This is a genomic window from Vreelandella boliviensis LC1 (assembly GCF_000236035.1).
GTDB lineage: Bacteria > Pseudomonadota > Gammaproteobacteria > Pseudomonadales > Halomonadaceae > Vreelandella > Vreelandella boliviensis.
The window spans coordinates 875,818-899,547 of sequence record NZ_JH393257.1; the positions used below are offsets into that span (position 1 = coordinate 875,818).

General features: G+C 56.4%; 24 protein-coding genes and 1 tRNA gene. 13 read left to right on the forward strand and 12 right to left on the reverse strand.

Annotation, left to right across the window (positions count from 1 at the left end):
* Positions 1-44: 44 nt before the first annotated feature.
* Positions 45-659 carry a TetR/AcrR family transcriptional regulator gene (locus KUC_RS03780; protein WP_040479440.1) on the reverse strand — a complete coding sequence of 205 codons (615 nt, stop codon included), beginning with the start codon at positions 657-659 and terminating at the stop codon, positions 45-47.
* Positions 660-849: 190 nt separating this feature from the next.
* Here KUC_RS03780 and KUC_RS03785 point away from each other — a divergent pair, with 190 nt between their 5' ends.
* Both KUC_RS03785 and KUC_RS03790 read left to right on the forward strand, forming a co-directional pair.
* On the forward strand, positions 850-1,527 hold the full coding sequence (locus KUC_RS03785) for an SOS response-associated peptidase (RefSeq protein WP_007111773.1): 678 nt from the start codon (positions 850-852) through the stop codon (positions 1,525-1,527).
* A gap of 8 nt (positions 1,528-1,535) precedes the next feature.
* Positions 1,536-4,403 (forward strand): insulinase family protein, encoded by a 2,868-nt coding sequence (locus KUC_RS03790; protein WP_040479442.1) that lies wholly within the window; start codon positions 1,536-1,538, stop codon positions 4,401-4,403.
* A 39-nt stretch (positions 4,404-4,442) separates the two neighbouring features.
* Here KUC_RS03790 and sbcB read toward each other — a convergent pair whose 3' ends face one another.
* The 4 genes from sbcB to minC form a co-directional block, all read right to left on the reverse strand.
* Positions 4,443-5,936: an exodeoxyribonuclease I gene (gene sbcB, locus KUC_RS03795; protein WP_007111775.1), complete on the reverse strand. Its 1,494-nt coding sequence runs from the start codon at positions 5,934-5,936 to the stop codon at positions 4,443-4,445.
* A gap of 94 nt (positions 5,937-6,030) precedes the next feature.
* The gene (minE, locus tag KUC_RS03800; RefSeq protein ID WP_007111776.1) at positions 6,031-6,282 is read right to left on the reverse strand and encodes a cell division topological specificity factor MinE; all 252 of its coding nucleotides are present in this window, start codon (positions 6,280-6,282) and stop codon (positions 6,031-6,033) included.
* Positions 6,279-7,097, reverse strand: coding sequence for a septum site-determining protein MinD (gene minD / locus KUC_RS03805; protein ID WP_040479443.1), 819 nt, complete (start codon positions 7,095-7,097; stop codon positions 6,279-6,281). The genes minE and minD overlap by 4 nt, the downstream gene beginning before the upstream one ends.
* Before the next feature lie 157 nt (positions 7,098-7,254).
* On the reverse strand, positions 7,255-8,001 hold the full coding sequence (gene minC, locus KUC_RS03810; protein WP_040479445.1) for a septum site-determining protein MinC: 747 nt from the start codon (positions 7,999-8,001) through the stop codon (positions 7,255-7,257).
* Between the two features lie 226 nt (positions 8,002-8,227).
* Here minC and KUC_RS03815 point away from each other — a divergent pair, with 226 nt between their 5' ends.
* Positions 8,228-11,044: a DUF349 domain-containing protein gene (locus tag KUC_RS03815; RefSeq protein ID WP_040479447.1), complete on the forward strand. Its 2,817-nt coding sequence runs from the start codon at positions 8,228-8,230 to the stop codon at positions 11,042-11,044.
* Positions 11,045-11,105: 61 nt separating this feature from the next.
* Here the strand turns inward: KUC_RS03815 and phbB are convergent, their stop codons facing one another.
* Positions 11,106-11,852, reverse strand: coding sequence for an acetoacetyl-CoA reductase (gene phbB, locus KUC_RS03820; RefSeq protein WP_007111780.1), 747 nt, complete (start codon positions 11,850-11,852; stop codon positions 11,106-11,108).
* A 268-nt stretch (positions 11,853-12,120) separates the two neighbouring features.
* On the opposite strand from phbB, the gene KUC_RS03825 reads away from it, so the two are divergent.
* Positions 12,121-12,197: transfer RNA gene (locus KUC_RS03825), tRNA-Met, on the forward strand.
* Positions 12,198-12,414: 217 nt separating this feature from the next.
* Here KUC_RS03825 and KUC_RS03830 read toward each other — a convergent pair.
* Positions 12,415-13,353 carry a LysR family transcriptional regulator gene (locus tag KUC_RS03830; RefSeq protein WP_007111781.1) on the reverse strand — a complete coding sequence of 313 codons (939 nt, stop codon included), beginning with the start codon at positions 13,351-13,353 and terminating at the stop codon, positions 12,415-12,417.
* 141 nt (positions 13,354-13,494) lie between these two features.
* Here KUC_RS03830 and KUC_RS03835 point away from each other — a divergent pair, with 141 nt between their 5' ends.
* A complete protein-coding gene (locus KUC_RS03835; RefSeq protein WP_007111782.1) occupies positions 13,495-14,553 on the forward strand; it encodes an SDR family oxidoreductase in 1,059 nt (352 codons plus the stop codon).
* A 162-nt stretch (positions 14,554-14,715) separates the two neighbouring features.
* Positions 14,716-15,660 (forward strand): co-chaperone YbbN, encoded by a 945-nt coding sequence (locus KUC_RS03840; protein WP_007111783.1) that lies wholly within the window; start codon positions 14,716-14,718, stop codon positions 15,658-15,660.
* Positions 15,661-15,680: 20 nt separating this feature from the next.
* Here KUC_RS03840 and KUC_RS03845 read toward each other — a convergent pair whose 3' ends face one another.
* A complete protein-coding gene (locus tag KUC_RS03845) occupies positions 15,681-16,847 on the reverse strand; it encodes a MalY/PatB family protein (RefSeq protein ID WP_007111784.1) in 1,167 nt (388 codons plus the stop codon).
* Positions 16,848-16,884: 37 nt separating this feature from the next.
* On the opposite strand from KUC_RS03845, the gene KUC_RS03850 reads away from it, so the two are divergent.
* From KUC_RS03850 to KUC_RS03870, 5 genes are all read left to right on the forward strand, one after another.
* Positions 16,885-17,316 (forward strand): hypothetical protein, encoded by a 432-nt coding sequence (locus KUC_RS03850; RefSeq protein ID WP_007111785.1) that lies wholly within the window; start codon positions 16,885-16,887, stop codon positions 17,314-17,316.
* A 105-nt stretch (positions 17,317-17,421) separates the two neighbouring features.
* Positions 17,422-17,829, forward strand: coding sequence for an acyl-CoA thioesterase (locus KUC_RS03855; protein WP_007111786.1), 408 nt, complete (start codon positions 17,422-17,424; stop codon positions 17,827-17,829).
* 41 nt (positions 17,830-17,870) lie between these two features.
* Complete coding sequence (locus KUC_RS03860; protein WP_007111787.1) at positions 17,871-18,173, forward strand: hypothetical protein; 303 nt, start codon at positions 17,871-17,873, stop codon at positions 18,171-18,173.
* Between the two features lie 12 nt (positions 18,174-18,185).
* The gene (locus tag KUC_RS03865; protein WP_007111788.1) at positions 18,186-18,707 is read left to right on the forward strand and encodes a DUF501 domain-containing protein; all 522 of its coding nucleotides are present in this window, start codon (positions 18,186-18,188) and stop codon (positions 18,705-18,707) included.
* Between the two features lie 33 nt (positions 18,708-18,740).
* Positions 18,741-19,283: an LOG family protein gene (locus KUC_RS03870; protein ID WP_007111789.1), complete on the forward strand. Its 543-nt coding sequence runs from the start codon at positions 18,741-18,743 to the stop codon at positions 19,281-19,283.
* Between the two features lie 20 nt (positions 19,284-19,303).
* Here the strand turns inward: KUC_RS03870 and KUC_RS03875 are convergent, their stop codons facing one another.
* Complete coding sequence (locus tag KUC_RS03875; protein WP_007111790.1) at positions 19,304-19,816, reverse strand: hypothetical protein; 513 nt, start codon at positions 19,814-19,816, stop codon at positions 19,304-19,306.
* 34 nt (positions 19,817-19,850) lie between these two features.
* Positions 19,851-20,345, reverse strand: a complete 495-nt coding sequence (locus KUC_RS03880) for a tetratricopeptide repeat protein (RefSeq protein ID WP_007111791.1) — start codon at positions 20,343-20,345, stop codon at positions 19,851-19,853.
* A 246-nt stretch (positions 20,346-20,591) separates the two neighbouring features.
* Here KUC_RS03880 and KUC_RS03885 point away from each other — a divergent pair, with 246 nt between their 5' ends.
* Positions 20,592-21,623, forward strand: a complete 1,032-nt coding sequence (locus tag KUC_RS03885) for an NADP(H)-dependent aldo-keto reductase (RefSeq protein ID WP_040479450.1) — start codon at positions 20,592-20,594, stop codon at positions 21,621-21,623.
* Positions 21,624-21,746: 123 nt separating this feature from the next.
* Entirely contained in the window at positions 21,747-22,526 is a 780-nt protein-coding gene (yaaA, locus tag KUC_RS03890) for a peroxide stress protein YaaA (protein WP_007111793.1), read from the forward strand.
* Positions 22,527-22,536: 10 nt separating this feature from the next.
* Here the strand turns inward: yaaA and KUC_RS03895 are convergent, their stop codons facing one another.
* Both KUC_RS03895 and KUC_RS03900 read right to left on the reverse strand, forming a co-directional pair.
* On the reverse strand, positions 22,537-23,112 hold the full coding sequence (locus tag KUC_RS03895; protein WP_007111794.1) for an isochorismatase family protein: 576 nt from the start codon (positions 23,110-23,112) through the stop codon (positions 22,537-22,539).
* A 115-nt stretch (positions 23,113-23,227) separates the two neighbouring features.
* Entirely contained in the window at positions 23,228-23,416 is a 189-nt protein-coding gene (locus tag KUC_RS03900) for a hypothetical protein (RefSeq protein ID WP_007111795.1), read from the reverse strand.
* Positions 23,417-23,730 lie beyond the last annotated feature (314 nt).

Below are 23,730 nucleotides of genomic sequence, written 5' to 3' on the forward strand. Positions count from 1 at the left end.
AAAAATTATCCAGCGCAGCACCTGGCGCGCCGCAGTGACTCCAGTCACGTCGCCGCCTCGCGATGGCGCAAGCCGGCCAGAATGGTGCTCATCAGCTGATCCAGCAGTTCATCCACTTTCAACTGCTGGCCCTGCCAGTAGCCCAAACGCTCATTCAGCCCAAGCTGGACTAGCCCGTGAACGCTCCCCCACAGCGTGCGCCCCAAACGGCGTGCTTCAAGATCACCCAGCGCCGGCTGGTAGGATTTAAGCGACGCTTCCACTTGGGTAAACAGCGCTTCGATTAAATCGCTTTGGCGCTGATCAAGCTCACCCTCTTGGGCCAGCGGGTAATCAAATAGCAGATGCCAGCGGTAACAATCCTGCTCGGCGAACCGCCAGTAGGCAAGCGCCAGAGCGCGCAGCCAGGGCTCGGGGTCATCGTCGCTCAGGCTGGTAATGGTGTGCTGTAAGCGCGCCAAAGTTTCCACATTGACGTGCTGCAATAAGTTATTGAAGCTGCCATATAGCTTCAGTAGGGTGCTGGGAGCGCAGCCGACCTCTCTGGCCAGGGCACGCAGTGAGAGCCCATGGACTGGCTGCTCAGCCAACCACTCATCACAAGCGTGCATGACCTGCGCGTGAAGGGCATCGGGCGCATGCTGTCTAGGACGGGCCATGGCGATCTCTTAAGGTCAACGGCAAACAAGGAGGAAGCCTCACTGCGCTTTAGCGGGAGCAAGGGATACGATAGGATACCTTACATCGAACACTGTTTTCGACACTAAAACGCTACATTTCGTGCTTTATTACACGAGTCCCCCGCCATCCAGGTACACTTCCACGACGATTCTGCTTAAGGAGATAGCTATGACGGGGCGACTGCATGTGCAAAATTTACCGCTGACCCGCTTATTGCCGACGCTAGCCACTCCTGAACCGCTGGTGGAATCGCCCAACCTAGCGCCTCGACGGCCAATCTCAGCGATTCGCTTAGAGCAGGGGCAGTACCGGCTCTCATCGCTTTTCTGGGGCCTGACACCGCCCTGGCTAGAGGTACTGGATCACGCCCCCCACTGCGCTCGGGCGGAAACCCTTGAATCACGTGCGATGTTTCGCGATGCCTTTAGCGCGCGCCGCTGTGTTATTCCGGTGAGCGGTTTCTATGTATGGAAAACCCAGCCGCGCAGCAAGCAGCCCTATTTAGTGACACAAGTATCTCGAGCGCCGCTGCTGTTAGGCGCACTATGGTGCCGCTACCACACCACGTTAACGGCGTTCACCGATTCTGCTGCCCTGATCACCGTGCCCGCCAATCTGCTGTTATCGCCGTTAACCGACCGCCTGCCGGTCACTATACCCAGCCATGCACTATCCGCCTGGCTCAATCCAGATACCGATGCCGAAACGCTTAATTCGCTGTTAGCGCCCGCTCCGTTGGAACTGTTGGGCGCTTTTCCGGTATCTAAACATGTCAATAATCCCGCCTACCAGTCATCGGCCTGTGCCCACCCCACCGGGTCGATGCTGCGCTGGGCTGTGTCATAGGAGCTGTAATGTTGCGATCCTCGTGTTTAACCCGCTGGCGTGTTTTTCCCCAGTGCGTGCTGATTGGCGTTATCGCCAGCATCGCGTTAACGCCGCTGGCCTTTGCGGCCACCGATGACGCCGTTGCCGATGCCATCGCTGAGACTGTCACCCCGATCATTAGTCCTTATGACAGCCGCGACTACCGCGTTTTGACGCTTGAAAATGGCCTCAATGTGTTGCTGGTCAGTGACCCGGAAGCTGATAAGGCAGCGGCGTCGATGAATGTGCGGGTAGGCAGCGCCCAAGATCCCGATGACCTTCAGGGGTTAGCTCACTTTCTCGAGCATATGCTGTTTTTAGGAACCGAACCCTACCCCGAGCCAGATGCCTACCAGCGCTATATTTCCAATAACGCTGGCTCTCACAATGCCTTCACGGCGCAGCAGGATACCAATTACTTTTTCGATATTGAGCCATCGGCACTGCCGGGTGCGCTTGACCGTTTCAGCGAGTTCTTCCTCTCGCCGTTGTTCAATGCGGATCACCTGGAGAGCGAGCGCAATATCGTTCACTCGGAGTATATGGCGCGTATTCGTGATGAATCTCGGCGCGAAAACGATGTGCTCAACCAGCTGCTCAATCTTGACAATCCCACCACCGGCTTTGCCGTGGGTAGCCGGGATACATTAGCCAGCCCGCCGGAAGGCGAAGCAACGCTTCGCGAGCGGGTCATCGATTTTTATCACCAGCATTACGACGCCAATGTGATGAACTTGGCCATTGTAGCGCCACAGCCGCTCGATACGCTGGAAGAGTGGGTAGCCGAACGCTTTGCCGACATTCCTGACAACGACCTAAGCGTGCCCACCATTGATGTACCGTTAGTGGAGGGTGGCACTCTACCCCGCTATATCGAACGCCAATCGCTGCAGGATCGTCGTCAATTACGCTTCTACTTTCCGGTGCCCGACCCCACCGATGACTACCGTAGCAAGCCAACACAGCTTATCGCCCACCTGCTCGGTGACGAGGGTGATGGCAGCCTGTTAGCGGTGCTGCGCGATGCCGGACTGGCCGACGGGCTTTCCGCCGGAGTGGGGCGCGGCGATGGCAACGAAGCGCTATTCACTATTTCCATAAGCCTAACGCCCGCTGGCGCCGAGCGTTTGGATGATATTGAAGCGACCCTGTTTGCCGCCATTGAGCAACTGCGCAACGACGACCTCGCCGAATGGCGCTATGACGAGCAGGCAAAACTCAATGAGCAGGCCTTCCGCTTCCAGCAGCATGGCGCCCCGCAGCAGGAAGCCACTCGCCTTTCTATGAACCTATCGCGCTACCCGGTAGAAGACGTGCAGTATGCGGCCTATCGTATGGATGGCCCCGATGCAGCGCGCCAGCAGGCTTATCTTGACGCGTTAACGCCGGATAACATGCTGCGCTTCTATTCAGCGCCGGATATCGAAAGCGACACCGCCTCACCGTGGTTCAATACCCAATGGGAAGAGCAAGTGCCCGAACAGCCGGGCCAGGCTCTGAGCGGTTTGGCTCTCCCCGAGCCCAACCCCTTTATCGCCAGCGACCTGACGCTGCTGGAAGGCCAAGATGAGCACCCCAGCCTGCTGGTCGATACGCCATCGTTTACCGCTTGGCACATGCAAGATGAACGCTTTACGACCCCAAGCGTTGAGTGGCGTGTCAGCCTACAGAATCCCACTGCCAGCTACTCCGCCCAGGAAGCAGTGCTCACTCGGTTGCTCGCCAGTTGGCTCAACGACAGCTTGAATGAGTCTCTCTACCCAGCGTGGCTGGCAGGGCAATCGTTTAGCGCCTACCCCCACGCCAGGGGCATGACGCTGTCTTTCTCAGGCTGGCGTGATGGTCAAACCCCGCTGATTGAACAAGCGCTTGAACAATTAGCGCACGCAGAGATCTCCGGCAGTGCTTTCGAGCGGGTGCGTTATCAGTTGCAGCGCGAGTGGCGCAACGCGCCCCAGGCCTCTCTCTACGGTCAAGCCAGCCGCACATTAGGCGAAGCCCTCCTCACACCACAGTGGTCTACCGCTGAGCTTCTCGCCGCCAGCGAGCGCTTTGACCGCGGGCACCTGGAAGATTTTCGCCAACGCTTTCTAGATGACATGTACGTCGATGCTATGGCGGTGGGGAACCTCAACGCCGAGCAGGCGCGACAACAGACACAGCTGATGCGTGCCAAGCTCCAGCCGAGGCTGACTCGCGACGATATTGCCAACCTAACCCCGCTTGCTGCTAGTGAAGAGCACAGCGTGCTGCATCCTCACAGCTCTCGGGATGAGTCATTGGTACTGCGCTATCTGCAAGGCCGCGACCAGACGCCAGAGGAGCAAGCCACCACCGCCGTGATCGCCCAGTGGCTGGAAACGCCGTTTTACCAGCAGCTGCGCACCGAACAGCAGCTCGGCTACATCGTTAACGCGGGCTATTCGCCGCTGCTCGAAGCGCCAGGGATTGCACTCATGGTGCAATCCCCCGACGTAGACAGCGGCACCATTGCCGAGCGGATGGATGCGTTTCTTGACGAGGCTAACCAGCGTCTTGAACAACTTAACGACGATGACTTAGCGCCCTATCGCCAAGCGGTTCACGACCAGTTGCGCCAGCGAGACACCAGCCTTGCGGGCATGGCCAACCGCTACTGGCAGGCAACAGCGCTGGAGAAAGTGCACTTTGATCGCCGCGACCAACTGGCCGAGTTAGTGCTGGACGTTAGCCTTGAGGATATTAAGGCGTTGTGGCCATCGCTGCGCGAGCACACCCTGGACATACGCTTTAATCCTGGCGACGAACCCAGTGATGTAAGCGATTATCGTAAAGCGCGCTCGCCCGTGCCCAAAGTGCGTGATGAAAGTGCGTAAAGGGAACTCCCTGCAGGAGTGATCTAAACGGGTACCGGCTCAGGCGTCGAATGCCTGAGCCGGCATCATGGCTTCCACGAACATCACCAGCTCTTCGAGAATCTGGCGCTCACGATCAGTGAGTGTTTGCTGATTGTACTGGGCAATTTCCCGCGCAAACGCCTTAAGCGTAAAGCCCGCCAAGGCCGGATCATTGATGCGCATCCAGCGAAACGCTTCCCACTGCTCGCGCTCTTCGCCTTCCAACGTGTCGGGGTAACTGCGCGCACGAAAGCGAAACAGCATCTCTTCCAAGCGCGGATCCTGAAACGCGAAGCGCTGCCCTACCAAATCCCACGGCTCCATCTCTCGAACCCGCTCCATCTGCTGACGGTCGGCGGCGGAGAAAAAACTGCCCGAGTAGAGCATTAAATCCGGGTCTTGCGGCGCATCGTCGTAACCTGCACTAAACACCTCTGCGACCTTAGCGGCGACACCGTTGGCATCGCGCAGGGTTTTCCAGTGCTGCCGACAGGCCGCCACATCCAATCCTAAGCGCGCAACGATAGTGCCATACTCACCCTGCTGGGGGCCCTCAACATCTTTCAAAGCACTGGCGGGAAACACCACCGGGCAACGGTTGATATGGATCACCTTCAGCGGAATACGCGCTTCGCCTTCGGTTAAATCCTGCTGGCTGACAAACACACGCTCGCGAATTTGCTCCGCCGACATGCCCAGCATATCGCTGGGATCAACGCTTAAATCATAAACGATAACCCCGTTGGGGTTTGTCGGATGCTCAGCCAGCGGCATAACTAACGCACTACAGCCCCGGCTGGCGGGGTAACGGCGGGAGATATGCAGCAGCGGTTTGGCGTTGGGTAAGTCGAGCTGCTTAGCCACCGCGCGCTTACCGCGCAGCCCGAGTAGATAGTCGAACAGCTTCGCATTGCGCGCCTTGAGCAAGCGGGCCAGCGCGATCGTAGCCCGCACATCGGCTACCGCATCGTGGGCGCCCTCATGGGCAATACCGTTCGCTGCGGTTAAGTGCTCAAGCTTGAAGCTGGGCGCGCCGTCTTCGCGCAGCGGCCACTCAATACCATCAGGACGCAGCGCATAAAAGGCGCGCACAATATCGATCAAATCCCAGCGCGAATTGCCGTTTTGCCACTCGCGGGAATAAGGGTCGAGCAAATTGCGGTAAAACAGGTGACGGGAGACTTCGTCATCAAAGCGCAGGCTGTTATAACCCACCACGCAGGTGCCTGGCTCACTCATATGACGCTGAATCTCGCCCGCGAACTCTGCTTCGGGAAGACCATGTCGTTGGGCTTTTTGCGGGGTAATGCCGGTGATCAAACAGGCGGCAGGATGAGGCAGGTAATCATCGGCGGGTTTGCAGTAGAGCTCGATCGGCTCGCCAATCTCGTTCAGGTCAGCATCGGTGCGCAGAGCTGCGAACTGAGCGGGCCGATCGCGGCGCGGGTCCGCCCCAAAGGTTTCATAGTCATGCCAGAGGAAACTGACAGGGGCAGCATTGGGTGGCGCCATGAATAAACACTCCGCTCGGCAATGAAAAGCCCAAGCCTAGCACACCCGCCGCCCCTTTCGCCCCGTCTGCAGTTCTTGAACTTAGGCGAGAGGCTCAGCTCTTGGGAAGCGTAACGTTAAGCTCTAGCACAGAGCAGTTGTCTTCGCTGTCCAAGGAAATTTGAATGGCGTCGTCATCCACGTGTACGTAACGACGAATCACCTCAAGCAGTTCGCGCTCAAGCATCGGCATATAGTCAGGCTGGCCGCGCTGGCTACGCTGGTGTGCCACAATGATCTGCAAACGTTCTTTGGCTACCGAGGCAGATTTCCTGCGCTCACGCTTCAAGAACTCCAGTAATTTCATCGGCGCGCCCCCCCAAACATACGGCTAAGCAGGCCTTTACGCTGCAGTTCGTGAAAACGCAACGGCATGTCCTCACCGAGCAAGCGCGATACTGTATCGCTGTAGGCTTGGCCCGCATCGCTGGAGATATCGTGGGTTACCGGCACACCCTGGTTCGATGCACGTAGCACGGCTTCCGACTCAGGAATCAAGCCCAGCAAGTTAATCGCCAAAATTTCGCGTATATCGTCCAACGTCAGCATATCACCAGAGGTAACTCGCTCGGGGTTATAGCGGGTAACCAACAGGTGTTCTTTGATAGGATCATCGCCCTGCTCTGCACGCCGGGTTTTCGAGGCCAGCAGCCCCAAAATACGGTCGGAGTCGCGCACTGACGATACTTCAGGGTTGGTGACCACGATCGCCTCGTCGGCAAAGTACATGGCCAACTGCGCCCCGCGCTCAATACCGGCGGGTGAATCGCAAAGAATGAAATCGAAATCTTCTTTCAACTTTTCCAGAATCTCTGCGACGCCCTCTTGGGTTAGGGCATCTTTATCGCGGGTCTGGGAAGCTGGCAAAATAAACAAATTCTCGACACGCTTATCGCGAATCAGTGCTTGGTTAAGCCCCGCCTCACCTTGAATCACGTTGACTAAGTCATACACCACACGTCGTTCACAGCCCATGATCAGGTCGAGGTTACGCAGGCCCACATCAAAATCGATTACAACGGTTTTTTTACCGCGTAGCGCAAGTCCTGTGGAGATTGCTGCCGCACTGGTGGTTTTACCGACCCCTCCTTTACCAGAGGTCACTACAATTATCTTGGCCAAAAGTCACTTCCTTCTTGAAGTCGTTCGTCGCGAGCGCGAGTTAGTAGGCGCTCTGCGCATAACGGGAACGTCAATGTCATCAACATGCCATACTGTAACGGATAGCATCTTCGGCGTCGCTAGCCATGAAGCACCAACGTAGCCTCATACAAATACCTTAGCTCAGTGGCTTAATTTCAAGCTGTTCTTTTGTAAAGTGAACCTCTGCGGGTCGCCCCAAAAGCTGTGCGTCGATATCTTCCGAACGTTTGTAATTGCCTGCCACTGAAAGCAGTTCCGCTTCCAATTCACGGCAATAAATACCCGCTTGGGTATTACCATGAATACCCGCCAGCGCACGGCCACGCAGCGCGCCATAAATATGAATACTGCCAGCTGCCAGCACTTCTGCACCAGCATTCACCGCCCCGATCACCACTAAATCTCCATCAGAGGCACTTACTTGCTGCCCCGAACGAACGGTACCGCGATAAAGCCGCGTGGTAAGCGATGGCGCTTCCGCCTCGCTTACCGTCTGCTCGCGGGAGACTTCTTGCACCGGCGAGTTACTCACACTTTCAAGCACCCGGGCACGGCCCTCTGCCACCGGTGGAAACCACCCCAAGCCCAACGCCCATGCTGATTGACGTACCGGCTCGGTACCACCGCGCACAGCCACCGGCAATAGTTTATGGTCACGACACACGGCACAAATGCGCTCAAGAGCTAAGTGGGGTTCATCGAGTTTTTCCACGCTGAGCACAACCGGTGTATGCTGAAAGAAAGCGGGAGACTGGGAGAATTTGCCAGCCAACTGCTGCCGGATTTGCTCCGGTTCAGCACTACTTAGCTCCATGACGGTCATCGGCAGCATGCCGCCTTTGAAGGTAAAGGCCACTACGGCACTATCCACGTTAAGGCTCATGGCCGAACTCCCCGTCATGTTTAGATAAGATAAAGGTAGCGTACTATCACGCATTTCGTCGTCTAGAAACACTGTAGTCTAAAAACACTGTGGTCTAGAAGCAGTGTGGCCTAGAAAATAGACGCTTATAACACCATAGTAAGGCCAAGCTAAGCGACAGCGCCGGTGACTGCAACCACCGAGCGGTTTTTTTCACGCTACGCATTTCATACTAGCAGGATGATCCATGCACGGACTGTTAAGACGCCTGTTCGCACCTCGGTGGCAGCACCCTGACCCCGAGGTGCGCCGTCAGGCCCTCCAGCGACTGAACCCCGAGCAAGCAGAACAGCGCCAAGCGCTGCGGTCGCTCACTCAAGATAGCGATAGTCAGATTCGCCTTGCCGCTCTGTTGGCCCTGGATGACTGCGTAGGCCTGGTCGACTCTTACCCACATCATCAACAGGATGAAGCCTGGTTCAATGCCGTTTGCCAACGGCTCAGCGGACGTGAAGGCCATACCGACCTGCACCAGCGCGAGGCATTGGTCGAGCAATTGGAAGAGCCGCGGGCGCTGAGCGCGGTAGCCCTACAGGGCGACAACCTTAATCTGCGTTTGGTCGCACTGAGCAAGCTGAGTGATGAGAATGATCTGATTCATCAAGCCTGCCATAACGGCGTAGCTGCCGTTCGCCACCAGGCCGCCGAACGCATTGAGGACGAAGAGGGGCTTAAGCGTTTATTAAAAGAGGCGCGCCGCGACCGCCAGGTGGTTCGCCTGGCGCGGGAACGCCTCAACCGCTTGCGCAGCGACGCCCAGTGGTTGGAAGCTGAAGAGCAGCAACGCGAAACGCTCCTGAAACAGCTGGAGCAGCACGCCCGTGCGCCCTGGGAACCGCTTTACGGCGGACGCTTTCGCCACCTTGAACGGCAGTGGGAGCAGTTGACTCAGCCGCCAAGCGTGGAGCAGGAGCAGCGCTTTCACCAAGCCCTGCTCAATTGCCGCAAAACGCTACACGACCATGAAACCCAAGAACAGGCTCGTCAGCAGAGCGACGAGCGCCGCAAGGAAGCCGAAAACACTCGCGAGCAGTTGCTTGAAGGCATCGAAGATACCCTCGACGGCCTGCGCCACGCCTCTGCCATGACCGTGCAGGATATCGACAGCCTGCGCGCCCAGCGCCAACTGCTCGGCCAACGCTGGCAGGCGCTTTCCGATATGCACCCGCCCAGCGAGACCCTGCGCCAGCGCTACACGTTGGCGATACAGCATTACGACCAGTGCTTAGAGGCATGGCAGCGCTGGTGCGCGGTAAGCGCCTCTATCGAAACCGCTCTGGCCAGTGGCGACCACGCTACCCTGGCCACGCTGATTAGCGAATGCCAATGGCCGGATGCCTTAACGCCTCCCGCACTGCTCGGCCGCGCCCAAGCGGGCCTCAACGCTGACAACACCGCGCCCTCGCAGCCTACAGAAGATAACGCCACACTGGAGGCCCATGGCGCGGAACTCGACACCTTTGAGCACTTGTTAGAGCGCGGCGCCTTTAAAAGCGCCAGCCGCCTGCATCAGCGGCTAAAACCACGCATCGAAGCGCTGGAAAGCCCAGCCGCTCAACCGCTTAAAGCGCGCTTAAAGCACTTAGCCGCCCGGCTTGCGGAATTACGCGACTGGCGGGGGTTTGTCGCCGGGCCCAAGCGTGAGCAGCTATGTGCCAGTATCGAAGCGCTGGCGAACGATCTCCACATGGCGGAAGAGGCGCTTGACCGCCATCATCGCCAATTGGTCAAAGAGTGGAAATCACTGGGAGATGCGGCTGCCAACCGAGAACAGTCTGTTCGTTTTCGCAGCACCTCGGATCGCATCCACGAGCGTCTCGCCCCTTGGCGTAATCAGCTCAGCGAAGAGCGTGAGACTAACCTTCAAGCCCGCGAAGCGCTGTGCGATCAGCTTGAAAGCCTGCTCGCCCAGCCCGCAGAAGACGCCGACCCCGATGTACTGCGGCAAATCCGTGACAAAGCACGCCATCAATGGCGGCACTACAGCCCCGTTCCCCGTGAACGCTCCGAGGCGGTTGGGCGTCGCTTTGGCACCATTCGCCATCAGTTGCAGGCGCTGATTGATCAGCGCGCTGACACTATTGCCGCGCAAAAACGGGAACTGATCAGTCAGGTGAGCGCGCTGCGCAGCGACGAAAGCCAACCTCTTGCCCAGCGCATCCACTTGACCAAACAGCTGCAGCAGCAGTGGCGAGCACTAGGCCGGGCACCCAAAGGCGAAGAGCAAACGCTGTGGAAATCCTTTCGCCACGAGTGTGATCAACTCTTTGCCCAGCGCGACGCACATAAAAATGAGCAGGCGGCGCGCCAGCAACAGCAGCTGGATGAAATGCAAACCCTGATCGACGAAATGGATAGCTGGCAGCCTATTGAGGCCAGCGAGGCGGCCACACTGGATCGCTTTATCGAACGGGCCAGCCAGCTTGAGCCGCTGCCACGCAATCGGCGCAGCGAAGGAATGCAGCGGAGGATGAGCGGGATTGTACGGGCGCGTCGCGAACGCTTAAACCGCCTGGCGGTTGCCGATACGGTTCAGCAGTGGCAAGCGCTCATGCCATTAGTGAACGCTCACTTAACTGCCGACCAGCGCTATATCAGCGAGGGAACCCCTAGCGATGTGGACGCGCAAACGGTTCTCAGCAGCTCGCTGCCTACCGCCTTTGATGAGGCGCATAGCGCACGCAATCAACAGCGCCATAGTGTAGCGGTACCGCTATCAGACGCTGATCACGCTTGCATAGCCGACTCCCTCGCTAGGCTAAGAGTACACCTCTCGATGCTGGCCGTGGGTAGCGTGCGGCAAAGCGATGAACCGCTGCGTCTGGCGATTCAGGTAGAGCGTTTGAATGAAGGCTTCAATCAGGAGCGCAGCCGTGATCAAGAAGTGATCGACATCTTGGTCGCGCTATTGGCGCTAGGGCCAATGCCAGCCACGCTATGGGAGGCTGAAGTAGAAGAGATGGATAACCTGCTTAGCCGTCTAGCGCGAGTCCCGCTGCCTTAACGTTAGCATGAAAACGGGAGGCTTATAGCCTCCCGTTCGCGCGCTCCTCTTGGGCTAACCACTAGCCCATGAACTGACCACCGTTGATATCAATATTCGCACCGGTGATAAATCCTGACTCCTTATCGGCTAAGAAGGTGACCAGCCGGCCAATCTCCTCTGGCGTGCCATAGCGCTTCACTGGGATTGTTTCCCGGATTGCTTCGCGCACTTTTTCTGGAATATTCATAATCATATCGGTGGCGATATAGCCAGGCGATACGGTATTGACGGTAATCCCTTTGGTCGCTGTTTCCTGTGCCAGCGACATGGTCAAACCGTGCATACCGGCTTTCGCCGCCGCGTAGTTGACCTGACCAAACTGGCCTTTACGGCCATTGATGGATGAAATATTGATAATCCGGCCATAGCCACTCTCAAGCATCATCTCAATAACACTACGACAGGTGTTAAAAACGCTGTTGAGGTTGGTGTCGAGCACTTCGTACCACTGCTCGTAAGACATTTTCTTCAAGGTGCCATCACGGGTAATCCCTGCACAGTTCACCAGCACACTAATGGAGCCATACTTGTCGTGGATTTCGCGAGCACCTTCCAGGCAGGCGTTGTGGTCAGCAAGATCGACACCCGACAACTCGATATTTTTATAGCCGTCAGCGTGCTGAGTTTCTAGCCAGGTTTTGGCCTTGTTGGGGTTGTGATAACCCGCAACGACCAGATATCCCGCATCTGCTAACGAACGACAAATTGCCGTACCGATACCACCAGTTCCACCAGTTACCCAGGCGACGGGGGCTTGATTGGCCATTGACTACCTCCCTGAAATGACAAATGACTTGAGCCTAAAAACACGTACGTTGCGCCACAAGCCATTGTGAATAAGCGCGACTGCGCCTTTATTACCCTAGTGCATTGCTCGAACAATGCACCAACGTAAGCTTTTTGTTATAGCTACTTAAAGCATAGCTGGACTTTCTCCATGTTGCAGCAGGATGCGCGCAACCGCTATAAGCCGAATGTGTTAACTCCCCCTATTGACTTCACATAAAACTTCTGTAGAATACGCCTCACGTTGATGCGGGGTGGAGCAGTCTGGTAGCTCGTCGGGCTCATAACCCGAAGGTCATCGGTTCAAATCCGGTCCCCGCTACCAATATTTTTAAAGGCAGATCAGTTACTTACTGGTCTGCCTTTTTTTATATCTGAAGCTTGGTGAATGCACTTAGAAAAGCTGTCGGGTTCAACGCGTTATCACGCCAGAAGGTCATCGGTTCGCTTTTATTTTAAAGCCAGCGAAGACCTCGCTACCCAATAAAGAGAAAGCCGTTACCGAAAGGTAGCGGCTTTTTTTGTGTCTGAACGCTCGTCACTTACTCTGCCCCCTGCTCACGCCAGCGATCCCAGTGCGGCGTAGGCCCCACCATCTCAAACAGATGATCCAGAAAAGCACTCACCTTCCTCGTATGTAAACGCCGCTGAGCATAGAGAACGTGGATATCGCGCCTGCCCGGCATAACTTCACACTCCCACGCTTCAAGTATCGGCACCAATGCGCCGGATGCCAATTCGTCAGCGATCAGCCAGGTAGGAAACATCACCAGCCCCTGCCCCATTAGCGCGGCACGCACCAGGCTCTCGGCATCGTTGCTGTAGAGGCTTCCGTCGACTTTATAAGTGCAGGCTTGTGACTGATCGGCAGTATTGAAATACCAGCGCTGGCGGCCCATTTCGCCCTGGTAGAGAAGGCAGTCATGCTGGCTAAGATCATCAGGGCGGATGGGCGTACCACAACGTTGCAAATAGTCGGGCGCCGCGGCCACCACATAATTCATTGGCGCTAGGCGGCGCGCGACCAGCGTAGAGTCGGCCAATTCACCGACGCGAAAGGTGATATCGATGCCCTCGCGCACCGGGTCGATCAATTGATCGGTCAGCATCAGTTCGGCTTTGATCGTCGGGTAGCGGCGCTGAAAATGGTGCAGAATCGGCACGATCTGCCGCTGGCCGAAGGCCACTGGGGCGTTAAGGCGCAGCACACCGCTGGGCTCGGTATTGGGTGCCATCAGCGCTTCAGTCGCCAGATCGAGCCGCTCAAGAATCTCGCGAATTTCCTGATAGTAGCGCCAGCCCGCTTCGGTCAGCGTCACGGCGCGGGTATGCCGATAGAACAGCTGCTGCCCTAGCGCCTCTTCTAAAGCGGCGATCTGACGCGAGACCGACGAAACGGCGCGATGAAAATGACGCGCGGTGGCAGTAAAGCTTCCTGTCGCGGCCACGCGCTCAAAGATACGTAGCGCATTGAGATCCATCGAGTTGCTCCTGGCGCAATAAAGATTTGCGATTTTTCCAATTGTAGCAATGATCATCAAAGACCAAGCTGCTTTTCATCGGGCACAAGCACAACGTTCGTCGCCCGTTCCGAATATCTTGTCTGCATTAAGGAGTTCACGATGCGCAAAGGCACAGCACTTGTAGTAGGCGCTACTGGCATTACCGGCGGCAACCTGGCCAGCTATCTCGCCGCTAGCGGATGGACCGTTTATGGTTTATCACGTCGCCCCTCTCAACAAGAGGGCGTCATTCCCGTCGCCGCAGACCTGCTCGATCGCGAGACCACGGCTAAGGCACTGGCGGGCTTACCCATTACTAACGTTTTCTACTGCACCTGGGTACGCCGTGACAACGAGAAGGCCAATGTCGAGGCTAACGGCGCGATGATGCACAATCTGCTCGACGCTTTGCAGGGTGCAAGCGTGGCGCATATCTCGTTGGTCACCGGCACCAAGCAGTACCTGGGTGCCTTCGAGAACTATGGTAGTGGCAAGACCGAGACGCCGTTTCGTGAATCAGCACCCCGCGTACCGGGCGAGAACTTTTACTACACTCTGGAAGACATCATGTTTGCAGCGGCGGAGCGGGACGGCTTTAGCTGGAACGTGCACCGCCCGCACACCGTGATCGGCTATGCCCGTGGTAACGCCATGAACATGGGCGTGACGCTGGCGGTATACGCCTCTATCTGCAAGGCAACGGGCAAGCCATTCACGTTTCCTGGCTCGCAGGTGCAGTGGAACGCCTTGACCGATCTAACTGATTCTCTCGTGTTGGCGCGGCAGATGGAGTGGGCGGCGACCACGCCCGGCGCCCACAATGAAGCCTTTAACACGGTCAATGGCGATGTGTTCCGCTGGCGTCGACTGTGGCATGAAATTGGCGAATTTTTCGAGCTCGAAGTAGCCGATTGCCCAGAAACGCCGCAGCCGCTAGAAACGCAAATGGCCGATATTGCGCCTACCTGGGCTGAAATAGTCAAACAAAACGAGCTAGTCGAAGCCGATGTCAGCAAGTTAGCCTCCTGGTGGCACACCGATGCCGACCTTGGCCGCGAGCTTGAGTGCGTCAACGACGTCACCAAGTCGCGAGACTTCGGCTTTGACCACTTCCGCGAAACCCGCGCGACGTTTTTCGACTTGTTCGCCCGCCTACGAGCTGAGCGCATCATTCCTTAAGTAATACCAGAAGCAACACCAGCAACAAGGCCAGAAAAATAGTGCTACCAGGGCGCGCATCATCGCGCCTGGGTTTTATTTCCCACCTTTTCCTTGAATCCTCCAGGGTACGCCTGCATATCATGGGGAACTATTGTTCATTTTTTGATGCCGAGTCTACCCATGCAGATTATTGATCCCCGCTCTGGTAAGCCGCTTACGGCGGATACCGGAAATGCCGACGCTGCCGCACCTGACGCTAACCAGACAGCGGTGCGTCCTGAAGATGTCATTATCGAGCTCAATGCAGGCAATATTCAGCAGGTGCTGGAAGCCTCCATGAAGGTGCCAGTACTACTGGGCTGCTACTCGCCCTCCAACGCAAGCAGCAGCACCCTGCTCGCGGTGCTGGATAAGCTGGTGGTTGAATACGCGGGCGCGTTCCTGCTCGGCAAGCTCGATATTGAAGCGAACCCTGAAATCGGCGGCCAATTGGGCGTGCAGTCGGTGCCCGATGTGAAGCTGATCAGCCAGGGCGGTTTAGTTGATGGCTTTCAGGGTGCGCTGCCAGAAAAAGAAGTGCGCGAGTGGCTGAACCGCTACTTCCCTGCCCCAGGTGAGGCGCCGCCCACTCCTGAAGAGCAGGCAGAAGAGGCGCTGAAAGCCGGCGACACCGCCGCTGCCCGTGAAATTTATCAAACTCTGATGGGCCAGTATCCAGAGCACTACGCCTATCAGGTAGCGTTCGCCCGCGTACTGCTGGCAGAAGGGCAAGGTAATGAGGCACGCGACGTGCTGGATAACCTGCCCCCGGAAGAGCGCGATGCAGCACCTGCGCGTGGCGTACGCGCCAGCATCGAGTTTAGCGAGCAGGCACTCTCAGCCGAAGAGATTACTGCCCTGGGTGATCGCACCGATAGCGAAGCGCAGTACCAGCGCGCCCTGCGTCAAGTAGCCGACGGTCATTACGATGAAGGGCTGGAAGCGCTGCTGGCGTTGATGAAGCAGGATCGCGCCTATAACGATGACGCAGCGCGTAAAACGCTGCTGCAGGTGTTCGACGCCCTGGGCGCCGACCACCCGCTGACCGTTGCTTACCGTCGCAAGCTCTTTGCGATGCTTTACTAAGGTCTTTTAACTGAAGGCTTTCAATTCCGCTTCAGCAGTGAATCCATGCGTAACAGCGCCGCTTCCAGCTGGGGAGCGGTGGTACCAAAGTTAAGCCGTACAAAGCCGGGGCAGCCAAAGGCAGCCCCGTCCGAAAGCGCTACTCCTGCCTCTTTCAGCAGCGTCTTATACGGCGCGTCTCTTAGGCCTGCCTCGCGCATATCCAACCACGCTAGATACGTCGACTCCGGCGCACTTAAGTGTACCCCCGGCCAAGCCTCTACGCGCGCTTGCAGCGTTGCACGATGCTCACGCAACACGCTTAACAGCTCCTGCCGCCACGGCTCGCCATGACGATACGCCGCTTCCGCCGCGACCAAACCGAGCACGTTGCTATCAGGAAGTAGCCCTTTGGTCGCTGCCGCAAAGCGCTCGCGAAGCACGGGGTCGGGAATCACCGCGCAGGCGCTGGTTAAGCCCGCTAGGTTAAAGGTTTTCGACGGTGCCCATAGAGTAATAGTGCGCTTCGTTAACTCAGGAAATGCCGCGGCTAACGGGCGGTGCTGGGCGCCTTCATCTAGTAGTAGGTCGCAGTGCAGCTCATCGGACACCACCCAAAGATCGTGACGCTCCACTAGCTCAGCCAGTGCAGCAAGCTCGTCATGACGCCATACACGCCCCGTCGGGTTGTGGGGCTGGCACCACAGCAGCAAGCGGGTACGCGGCGTAATAGCGGCTTCCAGGGCTTTAATATCGAGCTGCCAAGGTTCAGCAGCCCCAGCGGGCGCTGCAAGCATCGCCTGCTGAGGCAGTCGACCGGTGCGCTTTGCCACCTCTAAAAAAGGTGGATAGATCGGCGTTACCGTCAACACGCCATCGCCTGGCTCGGTTAGCGCCAGCGCAGCCAAATGCAAGGCCGGCACGACGCCCGGAAGCCACTGCTGCCACTCCGGTTGAATCGGCCAGTCATAGTGGAGGGCGCTCCACTGGCACAGGGTTTCTGTTAACGTAGCGGGCACTTCGCCATAGCCATATACACCGTGGGCCACCCGCGCCTGCAGCGCATCAATGACTGCTGGCGGAGAGCGGAAATCCATATCGGCGACCCAGAGGGGAAATACGTCTTCGCCGTAGCGGTGCCATTTTTGCGATGCCCAGCCACCTTCTGGGTGGCGTCGCTCCACAGGCGTGGCAAAATCATAGACCATGACAAATCTCACTCATTCAATAGGGGTTGTGCCAAGCATGCCGCAAGATGACTTTTATACCAAGATGCGGGCGGGACTACCGGCGCTGCTGCGCCAGTGGCGCGCACTGGGTCAGGCCGATGCCGACCGCTTGGCGCTAATTCTTGCAGAAACGGCCCGCGTGGCAAAACTGGGTGAACCCGATGCCACCCCCAGCGGCGCCACGCTCGATATGTGGAGCACAGCCAGCGCTGATGATATTCCGCTATGGGCGCCGCGTACTGCGGTCTTTCTGCTCAATCAAATGCCTGCTCGTCCGACCCCCGATAGCGACGCCGAAGCCTGCGCCTGGGCGTACTGCTGGCTACGCAACCGCTCGTTTGATTCACTGCAAGCGGCTCATGAGGCGCTCCCCGTGCATCTAAAAGCGCCCCTGCAAGAAGCGCTTGAAGCCGCCTGGCGCGACCAACAAGGCCTGCGCTTGGTGTAACGGTCGCTTGACCAAGCGCTTGCTTGGGTTAATCCTGAACGTTGCCGTTGCTTATACACGCTTCAAACTATCGTCTCTAATAACATTTCTAAAAAAGGACACGCCATGTTTACCCGTAGCATTGAGCCCGCTTTTTACGATACCGACGCCTTAGGACACATTAACAACACCCGCCTACCAGCGTGGTTTGAGCTTGCCCGTAATGACTTGTTCAAACTCTTTACCCCTGACTTAGACCCTAAGCAGTGGCGCTTGATTATGGCGCGCATGGAAGTCGACTACCGGGCTGAACTGTTTTACGGTCACGATATCGAAATACGTACTTACTTAACGCGGCTAGGCAATAGCTCGTTTACAGTGACCCAAGAGGCGCGGCAGCACGGCAAGCTCACTAACCTGGGGCATACCGTTATGGTGCAGTATGACCATCAGGCCAAGTGCGCCATGCCCATTGAGGGTGACCTGCGCGAGGCGCTAACGTCGCACCTACAAGACGCACCTGAGCCCGCCTGATTGACGCTGCCCCGCGCTGCCGGGGCAACAGGAGCCTTATAATGGCAATCCGCTACAATCTCTGGATAGACCCTGACAACGTCGCCCAGCATCGTGCCGTTGAGGCAGACCTTGAGCGCTATTTTATTGAGCGCTTTGCCGACTATCCGCATATCCGCTTGTTTGGTGCCGACCCCTACGATTATGATGCCCCCTTCAACCGCCTTTATGATGTGCTAATGGCACGAGCCGCTGAATACTGTGAGCGGACGTGGTGCTATGTCGCGTCGCCTGAACAGCTCAATCGCTGCTTTTTCCGTGCCGTTGGCCGCTCGACTAAATTTGTTCAAGATGACCGTTCGTGAGAGACCAACCCAATGGTGATACGCACCAACCAAGCGCCTGACGAACGTCAGCTCGCCATTATTGCCCAGCAGCTTGGCCGTGCACCGCGAGGTATCGAAGCGGTAGCCGCTACCGACGGTAAAGGTACGCCGCTAGTACTGCGCATGGCACCGATTGTCGATGGCAAACCCTTCCCCACTCTGTATTGGCTTTGCTCAGATGTGCTTAAAGTCGAGATTTCCCGCATCGAAGCCGTTGGTGTGATCAAAGCGCTCGAACAGCGCCTGCAGGAAGAGCCTGAATTTCTTGAGGCTTACCAACAGAGCCATCGCGACTATGTAACCGCCCGCTGGGACTCTATGAGCGCTGCGCAGCGTGAAGAAGTCGCTAAGCTGGGTTACACCAAGGTGATGACCGAACGCGGCATTGGCGGCATTAGCAACTGGCACCAGATACGCTGCCTGCATACCCAATACGCCCATCACCTTTGTGGTGATAATGTCATTGGGCAGTGGATGGATGAGCAGTATCAGGTAGACCGCTGCTTACCCTAATCGCCTTTTATATAGTGACAAGGAATTAATCGAATGGCTCGAATTTGCGTTTATCTTGGCTCCCGTGAAGGTAATAGCCCTGCTTTCCGGCAGGCGACCAATAAATTGGGGCGCACGCTCGCTGAACGTGGCCACACGCTTGTTTATGGTGGCGCACGTCTCGGTTTAATGGGTGAGCTGGCGAATTCAGTGCTGGAGGCTGGCGGCGAAGCCATTGGTGTGATGCCTGACCACTTGGTGGAGCGCGAACAGGCACACTTTGGCTTAAGCGAACTGATTCGGGTGCGCAATATGCACGAACGCAAAGCCACCATGGCGGCCAACGCCGACGCGTTTATTGCCTTACCCGGCGGGATCGGCACCTTGGAAGAGCTGTTTGAAATATGGACGTGGGGCTATCTGGGCCTGCATGAAAAACCCATGGGGTTGCTTAATATCGATGAGTTCTATTCGCCGCTGCTGACTTTTTTAGACAGCACGGTCGGCCATGGTTTCTTGGCGGCTCCCACCCGGGAGATGCTGCTCGACGCACCGTCACCCGGTGAACTGCTTGATGCGCTAGAAGCCCAGCTATAATGCTGGCAAGGGGAGCGTCACTAGTGGCCCGTGTGCTCGGTGAGCTTGCGGGTATACTGATAGGTAAGCTGCAGTAGGCGGGCATCATCACCTGCCCGGTGGCGGTGAATTCCCTGTTCGGCGATCAACACTTCTTTGCTGTCGCTCCACACTGCCTGCTGCTCTTCGCTAAGCAGGATTCTTAATGCCTCAAGGCGGAAGCGCGGCAGCATACCCGCGTGATGGAAGAGCAGCGATAGCCAGGTGTTGTCATATCCCCAGCTATCGCTGTACGCCTTACCCAGCTCGCGTAACTCATCGTTCAGCCAGTGAGCAACTTGACGTACCGGATAGCCCTCCTGAATGAGGCGATCACGGGAGATCCCATGCAGCAGTTCAGCCTTGGGATCCCAGTGCGTCCACTCTTCAAGCGGTTGAATGAGAAAAGCACAGCAGCTTCCATCGGCACGGGCGATGCCTACTTCAATGGGGTAGCTGCCGCGCCCAAATCCGGACGCTTCAATATCTAATACTGTGGGTAGCGTCTCGGACACAACCTTCCTCACTCAATCAAAACGCGGTAACGTTTCATGCGGCAGCCACGCTATTTAGTGCCGGCTGATCCGCCTGTCGCTGCCAGTAAGCCGCACGCTCGCCATCTACCGCCAAGCCTAACTCACCCTGGCGATAAGCACGGGCAAGCCGCTCCGCAGCTAGATAATGCCCAGACTGGGCGGCACGCGCGTACCAGGTCACCGCGTAATCTTCACGGCGCGGGTACTGAGCACAGCCGTGCTCGTGGATTTGTGCCACCTGGTACTGTGACTTTACATCCCCGGCATGGGCAGCTTCCAGAACGTACCGCGCTCCGCGCGCCTTGTCCTGGGGCGTCTGACTGCGATGAAACAGCATATGGCCGTAAACGGAGAGCGCGTCTGGGTGACCCGCTTCCGCACAGCGCTTAAATAAGCGCATTGTTAAACGCTGGGTGCGCGGTGAACGCGGCAACAACCAGTGATTATGAAACAGCCGTTCAGCTAGGCGAAATTCTAGCCGAGTAAACAACGTTGATGCCTGCAGCATGGCAAACCACCCTGCCTGTCTGTTGGAACCTTGGGCTAGCAGTCACAAAAATAGCTGCCAACCACACGAGAAACCGGCCTTTAGCCGGTCGATGGGCTGGCAAGCATACGCCTGCCTTTGCGACGACTCAACCCCATTAATTTGCTGCTTGCAAAGAGCCTCGCTAACATGCCATGCATACGCCGTTTACCAGCCTGGTAATGGTGGCTTATCTTGTGGCAATTCCACCTTAGTAAGGAGATAAAAATGCAAACGCGCCCACTTGGCAGAACCGGCATGGAGGTAAGTCGACTCTGCTTAGGTACGATGACGTTTGGCGAGCAAAATAGCGAAGCCGAAGCCCACGAACAGCTCGACCGGGCAGTGGCGTTTGGCATCAATTTTATTGATACCGCAGAAATGTACCCCGTACCGCCCATGGCCAAGACCCAGGGCTTAACTGAACGCTATATCGGCAGCTGGCTAAAGCAGCGTGGCGCCAGGGACGATCTGATCATAGCTACCAAGGCAGCTGGCCCAGGGCTTGACCATATACGGGGAGGGCCGCGACTTACTCGTGAGCATATTCATCAGGCCATCGACACCAGCCTGGAACGCTTGAACACCGATTACATTGACCTCTACCAACTGCACTGGCCCGACCGTCAAACCAACTTCTTTGGCAAGCTAGGCTACGTACATAGCGAAGACGAAGATGCGACGCCGTTAGAAGAGACGCTTGATGCGCTGAAAGAGCTTGTTAATGCAGGCAAGGTGCGGGCTATTGGGCTCTCTAATGAAACACCCTGGGGAGTGATGCGCTCACTGCAGCTTGCCGATAAGCTGGACTTACCGCGCGTGGCGTCTATTCAAAACCCTTACAACCTTCTCAACCGCTCTTTTGAAGTCGGTTTGGCTGAAATTGCCCACCGTGAAGATGTCGGCCTACTTGCCTATTCACCGTTAGGTTTTGGCGTACTCTCGGGCAAGTATCTGAATGGTGCGCAGCCGCCTAAGGGTCGCTTGACGCTGTATGAGCGCTTCAAACGCTACACCTCGCCTGAAGCCGAAGCGGCCACCCAGGCTTACGTTGCGCTTGCTGAAAAGTATGAGCTAGATCCTGCGCAAATGGCGCTGGCATTTGTTAACTCTCGCAGCTTCTTAACCAGCAATATTATTGGAGCGACCACCATGGAGCAGCTGGAAAGCAATCTTTCCAGCGAGAGCCTCAAGCTGGACAACGAAGTGCTAGAGGCAATTGAAGATATTCACCGCCGCATGCCGAATCCCTGCCCTTAGAGCCTCTGATGAGTAACCACTACAGACCGTAAACGGCTCTGCCAGAACTATCGAAGCTATAGCCTCGACCTTGGTCGAGGCTTGGTATACTACATTCACTTATGATGGCCCTAGGAGCATGCAATGCTGAGCGTTATCTCTCCCGCCAAAACGCTGGATTTTGAAACCCCGCCGACCACAGAGCAGGTGACACAACCCGACTTTCTGAAACACAGCCAAGCACTGATCACTATTTTGCGCGACTACTCTCCGCAGCAAATCAGTGAACTTATGGGTATCAGCGATAAGCTGGCGGGGCTGAATGCGGCGCGCTTTGAGGAGTGGCGGCCCCCTTTCACGCTGAGCAATGCCAAACCCGCTGCACAGGCTTTTCAGGGCGACGTCTATACCGGCCTGCAAGCGGAAAACTTCAGCGAAGCACAGAATCGTTACGCGCAATCGCATCTGCGCATACTTTCTGGCCTATATGGCCTGCTACGGCCCCTGGATTTGATTCAGCCATATCGGCTAGAGATGGGCACCAAGCTGCCTAATAGTGCCGGTAAGGATCTGTATGCCTATTGGCAGCCCATCCTGACGCCTGCACTCAATGAGGCCATTGCTGAAAGCGGCACCGACGTATTGGTTAATCTCGCATCGAATGAATACTTCAAAGCGGTAGATACCAAGCAGCTTAATGCCCGAGTCATTACACCAGTGTTTAAAGATGAGAAAAACGGCACCTTTAAAATCATCAGCTTCTACGCCAAAAAGGCGCGAGGGCTTATGAGTGCCTGGCTTATTCAGCAACAGGTCAGCGACCCAGAACACCTCAAAGCGTTCGATGTAGCAGGCTATCGTTTTGATGCATCGGTATCCCAGGGTGATACCTTCGTTTTCGCTCGCAAAGAAACCGATCGCTAAAGCGAACGGTCTAGAAAAAACGCACGGGGCGTGGCGAGCGAGGCTTTAAAAATCGCTGGTGCGCCTCTTTAAACAGCGCAGTGTCGCAGCGGTGAAGCCACTCATAAGCCACCATGTCTGCTGTCACCGCCACAGCACCGCTTGCGCAGGCGCGCTCACGGGCAAGCGCAGCCTCTTGCGGGCGGCGGCTGGCAGAGGCGTCACTCAGCCAGTACAGCTCGTAGCCTGCCTCTAATAGTCCTAACCCTGTTTGCAGCACGCAGATATGCGCTTCTGTTCCACACAGTACAATCTGTGTTTTCCCCGTTGCGTGGAGTGCTTCACGAAACTCAGCTTCCGACATGGCGCCAAAATGCTGTTTTTGCCAGAGCTGATAATCATTCAGACAGGCGAGCAGTGATGCGGAGGATCCTCCCAGTTTTTCTGGAGACTGCTCGGTTAACCATACAGGCACCTCAAGCAAGCAAGCCATTTCGCCTAGCCATGCCGCTTCGTTAACGGCTTCTTCACCACCATCGATCACAGGCAGTAGCCGCGCCTGAAAATCGACCATTAACAGCAGACTTTTATCCCGTTGTAGCTGCACGTTGCCTCCTCAATTTTTATCGTTATTTAGGCTATATATAATAAACGCGATACAAACAATAAAGCAGCCGCTTTTCAGCGACTGCTTTGGCTAACTCATCAAATAAATACTCGGCCTAGTTTTCAGCAGCCTCTTCCATATCTTCGCCGAGTTCTTCCATACTTTCTCCGGCACTTTCTGCAGCGTCGTCAATGTTTTCACCCGCTTCTTCGGCAGGCCCTTGGTTATCACAAGCGATAAGTCCGCCTGCCATTAAGGCCATTAATAAAGCGATTGCTAACTTCTTGGCTAATTGCGTCGTCATACCGTTTCTCCTCCTGAGATTTAACTTCTAAGTACGTGCAACATAATACTAGATGCTGCTTGGCAACAATACCATGTTAAATACGCAAGCTATTGTTTTAAATATATTTAAAACACATGTTCCAATACTTTGAGCGACTATCGCTTCATACTACAGGTTTTAGGAGGCAGCATTAGCACGCGTCGATGCAGCGTCATCGCGCGCTAAGCGACGCGATCTCGTTTTTGTCATCTGAGGATTCCTTTTGGGTGTCGTTGCGTGCACAGCGCGGCAATCTAAGGGGTTGCTTTTAGGTGTCATTGCGAGCGCAGCGC

Coding starts and splice junctions, on each gene's coding strand:
- KUC_RS03780 (WP_040479440.1), bottom strand. CDS start 659: ATGGCCCGTCCTAGACAGCATGCGCCCGATGCCCTTCACGCGCAGGTC.
- KUC_RS03850 (WP_007111785.1), top strand. CDS start 16,885: ATGCCGCAAGATGACTTTTATACCAAGATGCGGGCGGGACTACCGGCG.
- KUC_RS03860 (WP_007111787.1), top strand. CDS start 17,871: ATGGCAATCCGCTACAATCTCTGGATAGACCCTGACAACGTCGCCCAG.
- KUC_RS03830 (WP_007111781.1), bottom strand. CDS start 13,353: ATGGATCTCAATGCGCTACGTATCTTTGAGCGCGTGGCCGCGACAGGA.
- KUC_RS03855 (WP_007111786.1), top strand. CDS start 17,422: ATGTTTACCCGTAGCATTGAGCCCGCTTTTTACGATACCGACGCCTTA.
- KUC_RS03815 (WP_040479447.1), top strand. CDS start 8,228: ATGCACGGACTGTTAAGACGCCTGTTCGCACCTCGGTGGCAGCACCCT.
- KUC_RS03785 (WP_007111773.1), top strand. CDS start 850: ATGACGGGGCGACTGCATGTGCAAAATTTACCGCTGACCCGCTTATTG.
- KUC_RS03790 (WP_040479442.1), top strand. CDS start 1,536: ATGTTGCGATCCTCGTGTTTAACCCGCTGGCGTGTTTTTCCCCAGTGC.
- KUC_RS03870 (WP_007111789.1), top strand. CDS start 18,741: ATGGCTCGAATTTGCGTTTATCTTGGCTCCCGTGAAGGTAATAGCCCT.
- KUC_RS03900 (WP_007111795.1), bottom strand. CDS start 23,416: ATGACGACGCAATTAGCCAAGAAGTTAGCAATCGCTTTATTAATGGCC.
- KUC_RS03840 (WP_007111783.1), top strand. CDS start 14,716: ATGCAGATTATTGATCCCCGCTCTGGTAAGCCGCTTACGGCGGATACC.
- KUC_RS03835 (WP_007111782.1), top strand. CDS start 13,495: ATGCGCAAAGGCACAGCACTTGTAGTAGGCGCTACTGGCATTACCGGC.
- minC (WP_040479445.1), bottom strand. CDS start 8,001: ATGAGCCTTAACGTGGATAGTGCCGTAGTGGCCTTTACCTTCAAAGGC.
- KUC_RS03880 (WP_007111791.1), bottom strand. CDS start 20,345: ATGCTGCAGGCATCAACGTTGTTTACTCGGCTAGAATTTCGCCTAGCT.
- sbcB (WP_007111775.1), bottom strand. CDS start 5,936: ATGGCGCCACCCAATGCTGCCCCTGTCAGTTTCCTCTGGCATGACTAT.
- KUC_RS03885 (WP_040479450.1), top strand. CDS start 20,592: ATGCAAACGCGCCCACTTGGCAGAACCGGCATGGAGGTAAGTCGACTC.
- yaaA (WP_007111793.1), top strand. CDS start 21,747: ATGCTGAGCGTTATCTCTCCCGCCAAAACGCTGGATTTTGAAACCCCG.
- minE (WP_007111776.1), bottom strand. CDS start 6,282: ATGAAATTACTGGAGTTCTTGAAGCGTGAGCGCAGGAAATCTGCCTCG.
- phbB (WP_007111780.1), bottom strand. CDS start 11,852: ATGGCCAATCAAGCCCCCGTCGCCTGGGTAACTGGTGGAACTGGTGGT.
- KUC_RS03865 (WP_007111788.1), top strand. CDS start 18,186: ATGGTGATACGCACCAACCAAGCGCCTGACGAACGTCAGCTCGCCATT.
- KUC_RS03845 (WP_007111784.1), bottom strand. CDS start 16,847: ATGGTCTATGATTTTGCCACGCCTGTGGAGCGACGCCACCCAGAAGGT.